The sequence below is a fragment of the Kosakonia sp. ML.JS2a genome, from assembly GCF_025642095.1.
GTDB lineage: Bacteria > Pseudomonadota > Gammaproteobacteria > Enterobacterales > Enterobacteriaceae.
This window is the reverse complement of record NZ_CP106754.1, coordinates 2,464,715-2,477,392: the sequence shown is the minus strand read 5'-3', so window position 1 is coordinate 2,477,392 and position 12,678 is coordinate 2,464,715. Positions and strand designations below refer to the sequence as shown.

Sequence of the window (12,678 nt, the reverse complement as noted above, 5' to 3'; positions counted from 1 at the left end):
TTTTTCCGGCGTAGTACATTTGAATGCATTTAAATAATGCTTAAACCGTTCATTTTATTTAATGTTATTTTCCTTCCAGCCGATTAATAAAGTAACTTGCAGAATTAGTTAATTCGCACCTGCAATAATAAAGCGAGCGTGACCATTAATTTCATCAGGTTAGCTGCTAAAATTAGTGCCAGGATTAGTTAACAACTTTTGTCCGTGTGGATTGCATGATGCTCTATGTTTCGTGGGACCCCATATTGATCGGCATCTCTTTTTTAGTGGCGTTCATTGCGTCTTTTGTTGCATTGGATAGCGCCGGGAAAGTCATGTCATCTGAGCCGCGGATTGCCCTGTTCTGGCGTATTGCTGGCGGCGCCACACTGGGCATGGGCATCTGGTCGATGCATTTTGTCGGTATGCTGGCGATGAAAATCCCCATGATGATGCATTACGATCTTCCGTTAACCCTTCTCTCTTTTCTGATTGCTTTACTGGCGGCGACGCTGGCCATCAATATTTCAGTCAGTAGCAATCCCTTACCCAAAAAACATCTGCTGCTTGCCACGCTGCTTCTGAGCACGGGCATCGTGGCGATGCACTACCTCGGTATGGCCGCAATGATGGGCTTTGTGACGATTTACTGGAATATTGCACGCGTCCTGCTCTCCATCGTTATCGCTTTTTTCAGCGCAGGCGCTGCATTGTGGCTGGCTTTCAGCCTGCGGCAAAATACGCACAGTGTCTTTATCAACCGTGTTTTCGCCGCGTTTGTTATGGGGATGTCGATTTGCGCCGTGCATTACACCGGTATGAGCGGCGCGACATTCAGTAACGATGGATCCGGAATCATTGTGCGCGGTCATGCACTGCACCTGATGAGCGCAGGCGTGGGTGAACTGGGCTTATCGCTGTGGGTTGCTACCACGACGCTGGTGATCTTCGGCATCATGTTGTTTATCTCCATGATTGACTCTCAGCTGCGCACATCCCGCCTGACCAACAGTTTGCGCCAGCTGAATCAACAACTGGAAAAACAGGCGTATTACGACGCGTTGACCGGGCTGGCAAACCGTATTCAGCTCGATATCCTGCTGGAGAACTGCCTTAACCGCGCAAAAGAAGAACAGACTACCTTTGCCCTGATTTATATGGATCTGGATCGTTTTAAACTGGTGAATGATGCCTGGGGGCACCACATAGGCGATCGGTTGTTAGTGGCCGTTGCCACGCGGCTTTCCGCCTGCCTGAGTCAGAAAATGTTGCTGGCGCGCCTTGGCGGCGACGAATTCACTTTGCTGGTGCCTGACACCAGCGAAGCAGAGGTTGAAACGCTGATACGCCGTATGGTGACGACAATCCAGCATCCTTTCTATGAACTGAGCCATGTCATTAATGTCTCGCTCAGCGCCGGCGTGAGCTACTTTCCCGAACACGGTGAAACGGCGCATGAACTGAAATTAAAAGCCGACACGGCGATGTACAGTGTTAAGCAGGAGGGACGTAACGGTTGGGCGGTTTATCACACGGCGATGGCGCAAAAAACCGCCGAAGCCCCCCTCTTTTTACAGGATCTGTCGCAGGCGCTGTCGCGAAATCAGTTTGAACTCTGGTATCAACCGCAATACACCGCTCCGGGCCATACGCTGTGCGGTTTCGAAGCGCTGCTGCGCTGGCGTCACCCGCAGCATGGAATTTTACTGCCGGGCGTGTTTTTGCCGCTGCTGGAAAAAACCGGGTTAATTGTTTCCGTTGGCCACTGGGTCATCGATACCGCCTGCCGCCAGTTGCACCACTGGAACAATCAGGGTTTTACGCAGCTTAAGCTGGCAATTAACCTCTCTCCCACTCAGTTTGAACAGCACGACATTTACGATCTAATTACTGACTCATTGGCGCGTTATCATATCAACCCGACGCAGTTAACGCTGGAAGTGACGGAAAACACGGCGCTTAAAAATATCGATCGTAGCGTGAAGTTATTGAACCAGTTTTCACAACTGGGGATCACTGTGGCCATTGACGATTTTGGTACCGGTTATTCCAATATGCTGATGCTGAAAAAACTCCCCGCAACGGAACTGAAAATCGATAAAAGTTTTGTGAAAGACATTCGCGATAACAGCCGGAATGTCAAAATCGTCTCGACCATTATCGATATCGCCCACTCCATGAATATGCACGTGGTAGCGGAAGGCATTGAAACACAGGAACAACATGCGCTACTGACCCACCTGGGATGCTCGTACATGCAGGGTTTTCTCTTTGCCCGCCCCTTACCCGTTGAAAAAATCTCAGCGCTGCTCCATCAGAAAACGTTTGCTTTATCACTGGAATGTTCAGAGTCGTCACAAAAAAAACCTGCATAACATCTTATTTTTCAGGTATGTTGCAATGAAGTAATAACATTGCCGCGATGATATACCTGTTGCAAGCTGGCAACGTGTGCGATACGGGGAGTAGCGATGCTGAAACATCACCTGGAAGCCCTGGATATTCTTGACACCCCGGTGTGGGTGATTATCCCCGATACGGAAGCGTTGCTGTTTGCCAATAAAAAAGCGAAAAAGCTGGCGGCGGGCCGCACACTCAGTGAAATGCGCAATGGAACCTACTCGGCCTATGCGCAACACAGCCTGTCAATGTATCTGCCCGGTTTGCAAAACCAGGATGAGGTGGTCGAGATCTGGAGCATCGGCCCGGTCTCAGAAGAGACCAGCCTCAGTTGCCGGGCCTCACTGCGTGAACTGGATGATGTTGGCAGCGTCCTGATCTTCGAAGGGATTTACGGTCTGACGCCCACGATCCCTAAAACCAGCCGTGCGGCAGCTTATCAACCACGTAAACAAGGTTTTTACGCCCGCTTCTTTTATACGACTTCCGCACCCATGCTGCTTATCGATACGGCCCGCGATGGCAGAATCGTTGATGCCAATCTCGCTGCGCTCCATTTTTATGGCTACGATCGCGAAGCGATGTGCCAGAAACACACCTGGGAAATCAATACCCTTGGGCGTAGCGTTTTGCCGATTATGTCGGAAATCTCCCGGCTACCGGGCGGGCATAAGCCGTTAAATTTTATCCACCAGCTTGCAGATGGCTCCACGCGGCACGTTCAGACCTACGCCGGGCCGATTGAGATTTACGGCGAGCGGCTGATGCTGTGCATCATTCATGATATTACTGAGCAAAAACGCCTTGAGCAGGAGCTGGAATACGCAGCGCACCGGGATGCGCTGACCGGTCTGCTCAATCGGCGGCAGTTTTACCACTTCGCAGAACAAAACCAGCCTGACTCGCCGGATTTCTCGTTATTGCTGGTGGATACCGATCACTTTAAACATATCAACGACCAGTTCGGCCATCAGCGTGGCGACGAGGTACTTATCGCCCTGGCGCGTACCCTTGAAGCGACCTGCCGTAGCGGGGATCATGTGTTTCGCTGGGGCGGTGAGGAGTTTCTGCTGTTACTGCCCCACACGTCCATTGATGCCGCATTAGAGGTAGCGGAAGCGGTGCGTCAGGCCGTTGCCAGTATCACCATGCCGGGTCTGCCGGGTTTCACCGTCAGCATCGGCGTTGCCCGCCATCTGCCAAATGAAAGCCTGGATACGCTGTTTAAACGGGTGGATGAAGCGCTGTACCGCGCGAAGAATAATGGCCGCAACCAGGTGCTTGCCGCCTGAACACAGGTAAAATAAAAGCGCCCGTTCTGCGGGCGCCTCTTTTCGCTGAATGACAGTCTTGCGTTAAATTAGTGGATACCCAGCCGCCAGGCAAAATCGATCTCTTCTTTCAGTTCCGTGTGCGATAGCGTAAGCAAATCCTCGAACTCCAGCCTGAGCTGTTTGAGTTTTTTTAAGTACTCAGCCGGGGTCAATGCGCTTTTATCACGACGCAGATACTCGATAGCCAGTTGGGTCGGGTCTAATTCACTCTCCATAATGTCCTCGTAGGTGATGAAAACCTCACCACTATAGCACAATTGTATGCTTGTTTTTTGACCAAAATCGTAAAGGCGGTGGCTTTACATCAGCAAAGAGACGGCAGGAAGCGGCCAAACCGTCATCCACACGAAAAAAGGGGTTGCAGTATCAAATGATAAAGATTATCTTTCTCAACACCAAATACCTGAGTGAATCAGTCGGGTATTTGGTACGACATTGCTCACATTGCTTCCAGTATTTTTTGCCCGCTCAATGTAGCGGGCTTTTTTTACTGAAGGAACAAGCAGATCGCAGATTGTAACGATATTGTCTCCTTATTTCCTCCATTGTGCCTTCACATTCCTTAAGTAAAATTAATGTACTCCTGCTTAGACAGGAACCATTCCGTAATCAATGAGTTTCCCCTTACTTCCCGTGATGTAAGGGGATTTTTTTGTCAGTGTTTCAGCAAATACATCGTGCGCGTATAGGCAACATCTTCCGGATTATTAATCGGATAGCCCTTAAGCCACGGCTTGATCAAACGCCCGTTGCTGTATTGATAGATTGGCGCAATCGGCGATTTCTCCGCAATGATGTGCTCCGCCTCGTTATAATCCGCATTACGCGCTTTGGCGTTGGTTTCCAGCGACGCCTGGTTAAGCACTTTGTCGTAACCCGCATCGTTGAAACGCGCAATATTGCTGCTGCTGGTGGAGGTTAACACGGAGAGGAAGGTAGAGGGTTCATTGTAGTCCCCCACCCAAGATGCGCGGATCACGTCAAAATTCCCGCTGTTGCGGCTATCAATGTAGATTTTCCACTCCTGATTCTGCAACTTCACCTCTGCGCCAAGATTCTTTTTCCACATCGATGCCACCGCGATGGCGATTTTCTGGTGGTTCTCGGAAGTGTTATACAGCAGGGTGAGTGTCAACGGACGCTGTGGCCCGTATCCGGCCGCCTGTAGCAGCGTTTTTGCCTGTGCGTTCAGTTCCGCCTGGCTCATATGCTCGATTTGCGACGGTTGCGGCTCAAAGCCAGCCGTCACATCCGGTGTAAAACGCCAGGCCGGTTTTTCACCGGTACCCAGAACTTTTTCCGCCATAATGCGCCGATCAATGGTCATACTCAGCGCCAGACGCACGCGGGCATCGGCGGTTGGCCCTTTCTGGGTGTTAAACGCGTAGTAATACGTGCCCAACTGCGGCGGTGTATAGACCTGCCCCGGAATGTCTTTCAGCAATTTTTGATAGAGGTTTTTCGGAAACGACTCGGTAATGTCGATATCGTTCGCCAGATAGCGTTTGGTGGCGGCCGACTCCTGGTTGATCGGCACAAAAGTCACCTTCTGGATCACCGTTTTGCCATTATCCCAGTACTGTTTATTCGGTTCGAGCACCAGTTTTTCATTGACCACACGATCGGCCAGCACATACGCGCCATTCCCCACCAGATTACCCGGACGCGTCCAATCCGCACCGCTTTCAACATTGGCCTTCTGTACCGGGTAGAAGGCGAAACTGGCCGCTAAACTGGGGAACCACGGCAGCGGTTTATCCAGTTGCACCCGCAGGGTGCGCGCATCCACGGCGCTGACGCCAAGCTGGTCCGGCGTCATTTTACCGTCGGTGACGTTTTTTGCGTTGGCAATGCCCGCCAGGGCGGCGAAACCGGCGAACGGCGAGGTGGTTTTCGGGTCGACAAGCCGCTGCCAACTGTAAACAAAGTCCTGCGCGGTAACGGGAGTACCGTCTGACCACTTCGCATTATCACGCAGGGTGAAAGTCCAGATGCGGTTATCGCTGCTTTGCCATTTAGACGCCACGCCAGCAACAATTTCGCCCTTCTCATTCTGGTTAACCAGGCCTTCATACAGATCGCGGATCACCTGAATTTCCGGCAGACCGACCGCTTTGGCGGGATCCAGCGTTGCCGGTTCATCTTTGATATGCCGAACCAGTTCCTGTTTTGCCGCCAGTTGCGTTCCCGGCGGCACATCTGCGGCCAGTGAAACAGAAGAAAAACCGCACAGCCAGAGCGCGCAGCTCAGCATGGAAAGTCGATGCGTCATGGGATCCCCTTGTGATGTGTCATTCCCGGCGAAAGATTAGGTAATTATTTGTTTTAAAACGAAGGAATGCAAACGGCGAGAGGAGAAACATTGATGATGGACAGCAATTTAACCGGCGTGGCATGATTTGCCTCGCCCCGCTTTATGTTTACACTTGCTCTAAGGCCACCACTGAAAAAGGACGCTTATGCCTGCCACACGACCACGCCCGCAGCGCGGCGCGTTTGCCCACCGTAGTGAAGAGTTTGGCCGCTCGCAGCTGGGCGCGCCGTTACTGTGGTTTCCTGCACCAACAGCGACCCGCGAAAGCGGCCTGATCATTGCCGGGACGCATGGCGATGAAAACGCCTCTATCGTGACGCTCTCCTGCGCTTTGCGCACGCTGACACCCGAGCTACGTCACCATCATGTGGTGCTGGCGGTCAATCCGGACGGCTGCCAGCTCGGTTTACGGGCCAACGCCAACGGTGTCGATCTCAATCGCAACTTCCCTGCCGCGAACTGGAAAGCGGGCGAAACGGTCTACCGCTGGAACAGTGCAGCAGAAGCACGTGATGTGGTGTTGTTAACCGGCGAGTCGCCCGGCTCCGAACCCGAAACGCAGGCGCTATGTCAATTGATTCATCGCATTCACCCCGCCTGGGTGGTCACCTTCCACGATCCGCTGGCCTGCGTGGAAGATCCGCGTGAAAGCCCCCTTGGGCAGTGGTTATCCACCCGCTTTTCTCTCCCGCTGGTGACCAGTGTCGGTTACGAAACGCCGGGGTCATTTGGTAGCTGGTGTGCAGACATTCACCTGCACTGTATTACCGTTGAATTCCCACCGATTTCCGCCGATGACGCCAGCGAAAAATACCTCGCCGCAATGACGGCGTTACTGCACTGGGATCCTCAAAGGTGAAGCTCACCGGTGGTAAAGCGCAATGCCGGTTCGACATCCACCGCCAGCCAGGTGGGGCCATCGAGATCGGCAAAACGCACCCGGTTAGCCAGCGGCAGCGCCGCGCTAATGGCGCGCGAGGTACAGATCATACAGCCCAGCATCAGCGCAAACCCTTGCTCAACGGCGGCATCGGCCAGCGCCAGCGCTTCTGTCAGCCCGCCCGCTTTATCGAGTTTGATATTCACCATCTCATACCGTCCCTGTAACGCGGGCAGGCTTGCTCGCGTGTGGCAACTTTCATCCGCACAAATCGGTAACGGATGAATAAAGTTGGCCAGCACCTCATCTTTTCCGGCGGGGAGCGGTTGTTCCAGCATCGCCACGCCGAGATCGGCAAGAAGCTGGCACCGCGCCGCCAGACCTTCACTGTGCCAGGACTCATTTGCATCGACGATCAAAGTCGCGTTGGGCGCCGCGGCACGGATCGCCACCAGCCGTTCACTGATCAAATGATCGTCGAGCTTCACTTTCAGTAATTGCGCCCCCTTCTCACACAGCGCAGCCGCACTGGCGGCCATCTGTTCCGGCGTACCAATCACGACGGTTTGTGCCGTAGCGAGGGTGTGCGGCAATGTGACGCCAGTGTAAGTCGCCAGCGTCATCGCCGCTTTACGTGAAGCGAGATCCCACAGCGCGCAATCCACTGCGTTACGCGCAGCGCCTGCCGGCAGCATGGTTTGCAGATCGTCACGGGTAAGGCGATTTTCCAGTTGCGGCGCGATGGTCATGATTTGTGCCATCACCGAGGCTTCGCTCTCCCCATAGCGTGGGTAAGGCGTACATTCCCCCACCGCTTTGATGCCATCTTCTTCCAGTTCCACCACCACCACTCGCGCTTCGTTGCGGGAGCCTCGCGCAATCACAAACGGTGTATGCAGCGGCCAGGTTTCCTCATACACTTTAACGGTTCGCATTCCTCACTCCTCTGCAGCACTGTAAACCAGTATAGATACGAAAATTGGTTTGCCGTGTTCTCTGTGGATGGCATACACTATCGATGACGTTAACTATTTGTAAACAGGAAGATATCTATGTCACAACTCGTTCATTTCCAGGGCAACCCGGTTCCCGTTGCCGGCGCGATTCCCCAGGTTGGTAGCAAAGCCAAAGCTTTCACTCTGGTGGCTAAAGATCTGTCCGACGTCACACTGGCTCAGTTCGCTGGCAAACGTAAAGTGCTGAACATTTTCCCGAGCATTGATACCGGCGTGTGCGCTGCTTCTGTTCGTAAATTCAACCAGTTAGCGACCGAAATGAACAACACGGTCGTGTTGTGTATTTCTGCCGATCTGCCGTTTGCCCAGTCCCGTTTTTGCGGTGCTGAAGGCCTGAGCAATGTCATCACGCTTTCAACCCTGCGCGGCCAGTCGTTTCTGGCGGACTATGGCGTGGGCATCGCCGAAGGCGCGTTGAAAGGTCTGGCGGCTCGCGCAGTCGTGGTCGTTGATGAAAACGACAACGTTGTGTTCAGCCAGCTGGTGAATGAAATCACTACCGAGCCGGATTACACGGCCGCACTGGATGTACTCAAAGCGTAATCTGTTGCCCGGTGCATTAAAAAAGCCTCCATTCGGAGGCTTTTTCATTCATTTTTCAGCTTTGCTACTCGTCGCCTTTCTTCTGGCTTAACCCGTATTCCCGCAGCTTATTGGCAATGGCGGTATGTGACACCCCCAGCCGTTTCGCCAGTTTGCGCGTGCTGGGATAGTTACGATAAAGCTGAGTCAGCACCGAGCGCTCAAAACGGCTGGTAATATCATCCAGCGACCCTTCCATGGCATCTTCACCCACCGGCACCGTAGCGGCATCGTAATCCGGCAACAGGATGTCCTGCGCACGCAACTCGTAACCTTCCAGTTGCGTCAGTGCCCGATAAATGGCGTTCTTTAACTGACGTACGTTGCCGGGCCAGCCATAGCGACTCAGTAATTGATTCAAATCCTGTGACAGTTTCGGACGCGGCACGCCTTGTTCATCGGCAAAGCGGGCAACAAACAGTTCGGTCAGCGGCATAATATCCTGTGGGCGGTCGCGCAGCGGCGGCAGGTTCAGCGTTAGAACATTCAGCCGATAGTAGAGATCTTCCCGGAACATGCCTTTTTGCACCAACTCCACCAGATTGCGCTGCGTGGCGCAGATCACGCGGACATCGACATGCACTTCATGATCTTCGCCCACGCGACGAAACGTGCCGTCATTGAGAAAACGCAGCAGCTTGACCTGCATCCGCGGCGACATTTCGCCAATCTCGTCCAGCAGAACGGAGCCACCGTTAGCCTGTTCGAAAAAGCCCTTTTTCCCTTCCGGCGCGTGACCAAACAGTTCGCTCTCCACAGACTCTTCCGGAATCGACGCGCAGTTCAGCGCCAGGTAGGGTTTCGTGGCTCGCGGGCTGGCAAGATGGCAGGCATGCGCCAGCAGATCTTTGCCGGTACCGGTATCGCCGGTGATCAACAGCGGCGCCGTCAGGGTCGCCAGTTTGCGCGCCTGATCGATGAGATGACGCATTTTCGGGCTAACGGCAACAATCTGGCTGAATGCGCTGACATCCTGCTGGCTGATGTTTTGCAACTGCCGCCCCATACGCACGGTCGAACGCAGCATCACCACCGCGCCAGTCAGCATCGGTTCGCCGGTTTCCCCTTCCAGATGCACTGGCGTGATTTCCATCAGGAAATTTTGCCCGCCGATCACCACATGTTCGTTATGCGAGTTTTGCGGGTTACCTTCCAGCCAGCGCTGAAAGTTAAAACCCGCGATAAGCTGTACCGCGTTGTGATTACGTAATTTATCAATGTCCTGCGCAAAAAGCTGACAACTGGCGGGGTTGGCCAGTTCGATTTTGCTTTTCATATCCAGCGAGAGAACGGGTTCCGGTAACGCTTCCAGCAATGCACTCAGCGCACGGTGTTCACGCTCAGATGGCATCCACAGCACGGTGCGTACATCGGTGACGCCCGGAATACGGCGTATCTCCGCCATCAAGCTGCTGAATGCGTCAAATTGCAGCGCCGCAAAATTGAGGTAAATTCGCCCGATAGGGTCAATTTCAATCCCGCGTAAATCGATACTGCGCAACACCAGCAGATCCAGCAACTCGCGTGTCAGACCAAGGCGGTCTTCGCAAAAAACTTCCAGACGCATGGGAATAGTCACCCTTATTCATTGACGTAATGAAAGGATGATAAGCCACTTCCCGGCTGGCAGGAAGATGTCTGTCAACAAATATTGACAGCGTGCCGGAAAAACCGCCACTGCGCTGTAAAGTTAAGCGCGCAGCGCCGGTTTATTACTCTGCGGGGGGAGATGATTTACTCTTCTGGAGGCTCTCTTTTAGCTGACCAATAAGCTGGCGGCGAAAATCGCCCAGACGGGGTTTATCCTCTTCCAGCCAGGGTAACGGGCGGCACAACTCCATGGCTTTGATGCCCAGACGCGCCGTCAGCAACCCGGCGCCAATGCCCTGCGCCGCGCGGGCGGAAAGGCGTGCCGCAAGGTCCTGCGACATCCAGTCCATACCGACTTCACGCACCAGTTCACTTGCGCCCGCGAAGGCGATGTTCAGCAACACCAGGCGGAACAGACGCAGGCGGCTGTAGTAGCCCAATTCAATGCCATACAGCGTGGCGATGCGGTTGATCAGGCGCAGATTGCGCCAGGCGATAAAGGCCATATCCACCATCGCCAGTGGACTGACGGCGATCATCAGTGCAGATTCCGCAGCCGAACGGCTGATCTCACGTCGTGCCTGTGCATCCAGTACCGGCTGCACCAGATGCGCATACAGCGTCACCACTTCGCGATCGTTTTGCGTTTCATGGATAGCGGCATACCAGCGCTGCAACGCCGGGTGCGCCTGATCGATACCGGCCTGGCGGGCGAGTTTTTCGCAAAACGCGCGGCCACGCCCTGCTCCATGGCTGTGTAACAGATCGCGGGCTTCATCCCGTTCCTGCGCCCGCTGGCGCAGACGCCACAAACGCCGCCACTCGCTGGCGACCGAGCCGACGCCTGCCCCGATAATCAGCGCACCGGCGGCGCACCCACCTAACGCCACCCAGTCCTGTGTCTGCCAGGCGTTCATCGTCCATTGCACACCCTGGCCGATCACGCTGACACCAAACAGCGCCAGCCCGGCGCTGACCATTTTGCGCCACAGACTGCGTTTCGGGCGTAGCGCGGCCTCGACCACCGCTTCCGCTGGCCCCTCTTCCGCTAATGCTTCGACGGCAACCGGCGCGAATTTTTCTGCCTGCGCATCACTAAATGTGTGGGCGGTTTTGAAGGAGGGCGTGATCTCCGCATCCAGCGGCCCGGCGAAATCGATTCTCGGCTTGATCGGCTCGCTCATCGCAATTTATCTCCAATTAAAAATTCCAGCGCCGCGTCCAGGCGGATATGCGGCAACGGCTTGTCGACATCCATCACCTGCGGCCGGAAAGCTTCGAAATTAAAGCCTTGTTTATCCCAGAACGCCTGACCCGGCAATCGGGCAGGCACGTCGCCCGGATAAACCGTCAGCGGCGTGCCATCACTCAGCCGGTGACCGCGCAATGCCGGGATCTTTTCGCCATTAATCTCAATGAGCCCGCTTTGCGTAGCCTGAACCGAAGCCAGCCCGAGGCAATCCATACTGATCCCTTCGAACGCGGCATTCTGCCACGCATCCTGAATGAGTTGTTGCAGCAGCGACACCATATTGGCGTGCTGATCGACCGTGATATGGTCGGCTTTTGTGGCAGCAAACAACAACTTGTCGATCACCGGGGAGAACAAGCGACGAAACAGCGTGCGCTGGCCGTAGTGAAAACTTTGCATCAACTGCGTCAGGGCCAGGCGCATATCATTAAAGGCCTGTGGCCCGTTGTTCAGCGGTTGCAGGCAATCCACCAGCACAATCTGGCGATCGAACTTCAAAAAGTGATGTTTATAAAACCCTTTCACCACCTGTTCACAGTAGTAGTTATACCGCTCACGCAGCATGCCCGCGTTGGTGTGTTTATCCGCCTGCGCCAGTTTGCTTTCGCCCACGTTGTCGACATCCGGCCACGGGAAGAATTGCAGCGCGGGCGCGCCCGCCATATCGCCAGGCAGCACAAAACGCCCCGGCTGAATAAAATGCAGCCCTTCACGCTTACACTGGTGAAGATACTCAGTCCAGGCGGCGGCAATGTCCGCCAGCCGGTTCTCATCGGCGGGGGCCAGCGGATCCAGATCGGCACAGCTTGCCTGCCATTTTGCCGCCCATTCCTGCCGCTGCCCTTGAAGCAGGCCCGTCATCTGCCGTGACCAGCTCAGGTAATCCTGCGCCAGCATCGGGAGATCCAGAAGCCACTCGCCAGGGTAGTCGACAATTTCCAGATAGAGCGTGGAGGTTTCTTTAAAATGGCGCATCAACGAATCATTTGAACGAAAACGCAGCGCCAGACGGATCTCACTGACACCCCGGGTGGGCGTCGGCCAGACGGGCGGTGTGTCATAGAGTTGAGCCAGCCCTTCATCATACGTAAAACGGGGAATGCCAAAGTCACGTTGCGGCACGCGCTTTACCCCCAGAATGCGCTCTTCGCGCACCGCACTCAGTAGTGGCAAGCGCGCGCCTGCATGAATAGAGAGAAGCTGGTTAACCAGTGCGGTAATAAACGCTGTTTTGCCGCTCCGGCTCAGGCCCGTCACCGCAAGGCGTAAATGCCTGTCCATACCGCGGTTCACCAGCGCATTCAGTTCGTTTTTGAATCGATCCATCGCCA

The 12,678-nt window shown here is 54.4% G+C and carries 10 protein-coding genes; 4 read left to right on the top strand and 6 right to left on the bottom strand.

Annotated features, from left to right (window positions below):
• The first annotated feature begins 218 nt into the window (after positions 1–218).
• Together N7922_RS11895 and N7922_RS11890 are read left to right on the top strand one after the other, a co-directional pair.
• Positions 219–2,354 carry an EAL domain-containing protein gene (locus N7922_RS11895; RefSeq protein ID WP_263100892.1) on the top strand — a complete coding sequence of 712 codons (2,136 nt, stop codon included), beginning with the start codon at positions 219–221 and terminating at the stop codon, positions 2,352–2,354.
• Between the two features lie 96 nt (positions 2,355–2,450).
• Positions 2,451–3,671 carry a GGDEF domain-containing protein gene (locus N7922_RS11890; protein ID WP_263100712.1) on the top strand — a complete coding sequence of 407 codons (1,221 nt, stop codon included), beginning with the start codon at positions 2,451–2,453 and terminating at the stop codon, positions 3,669–3,671.
• Between the two features lie 68 nt (positions 3,672–3,739).
• Here the strand turns inward: N7922_RS11890 and N7922_RS11885 are convergent, their stop codons facing one another.
• On the bottom strand, positions 3,740–3,928 hold the full coding sequence (locus tag N7922_RS11885) for a YdiH family protein (RefSeq protein WP_263100711.1): 189 nt from the start codon (positions 3,926–3,928) through the stop codon (positions 3,740–3,742).
• Positions 3,929–4,368: 440 nt separating this feature from the next.
• Entirely contained in the window at positions 4,369–5,985 is a 1,617-nt protein-coding gene (locus tag N7922_RS11880) for an ABC transporter substrate-binding protein (RefSeq protein WP_263100710.1), read from the bottom strand.
• A 187-nt stretch (positions 5,986–6,172) separates the two neighbouring features.
• Between N7922_RS11880 and mpaA the strand changes: the two genes are divergently transcribed.
• Positions 6,173–6,886 (top strand): murein tripeptide amidase MpaA, encoded by a 714-nt coding sequence (gene mpaA, locus N7922_RS11875; RefSeq protein ID WP_263100709.1) that lies wholly within the window; start codon positions 6,173–6,175, stop codon positions 6,884–6,886.
• Here the strand turns inward: mpaA and ycjG are convergent.
• On the bottom strand, positions 6,877–7,842 hold the full coding sequence (gene ycjG / locus N7922_RS11870) for an L-Ala-D/L-Glu epimerase (RefSeq protein WP_263100708.1): 966 nt from the start codon (positions 7,840–7,842) through the stop codon (positions 6,877–6,879). The genes mpaA and ycjG overlap by 10 nt on opposite strands.
• A gap of 117 nt (positions 7,843–7,959) precedes the next feature.
• On the opposite strand from ycjG, the gene tpx reads away from it, so the two are divergent.
• Entirely contained in the window at positions 7,960–8,466 is a 507-nt protein-coding gene (tpx, locus tag N7922_RS11865) for a thiol peroxidase (protein ID WP_263100707.1), read from the top strand.
• A gap of 64 nt (positions 8,467–8,530) precedes the next feature.
• Here the strand turns inward: tpx and tyrR are convergent, their stop codons facing one another.
• The 3 genes from tyrR to N7922_RS11850 form a co-directional block, all read right to left on the bottom strand.
• Positions 8,531–10,072, bottom strand: coding sequence for a transcriptional regulator TyrR (gene tyrR, locus N7922_RS11860; protein ID WP_263100706.1), 1,542 nt, complete (start codon positions 10,070–10,072; stop codon positions 8,531–8,533).
• Between the two features lie 145 nt (positions 10,073–10,217).
• On the bottom strand, positions 10,218–11,279 hold the full coding sequence (locus N7922_RS11855; protein WP_263100705.1) for a YcjF family protein: 1,062 nt from the start codon (positions 11,277–11,279) through the stop codon (positions 10,218–10,220).
• Positions 11,276–12,673 carry a YcjX family protein gene (locus N7922_RS11850; RefSeq protein WP_263100891.1) on the bottom strand — a complete coding sequence of 466 codons (1,398 nt, stop codon included), beginning with the start codon at positions 12,671–12,673 and terminating at the stop codon, positions 11,276–11,278. Before N7922_RS11850 ends, N7922_RS11855 begins: the two co-directional genes overlap by 4 nt.
• Positions 12,674–12,678 lie beyond the last annotated feature (5 nt).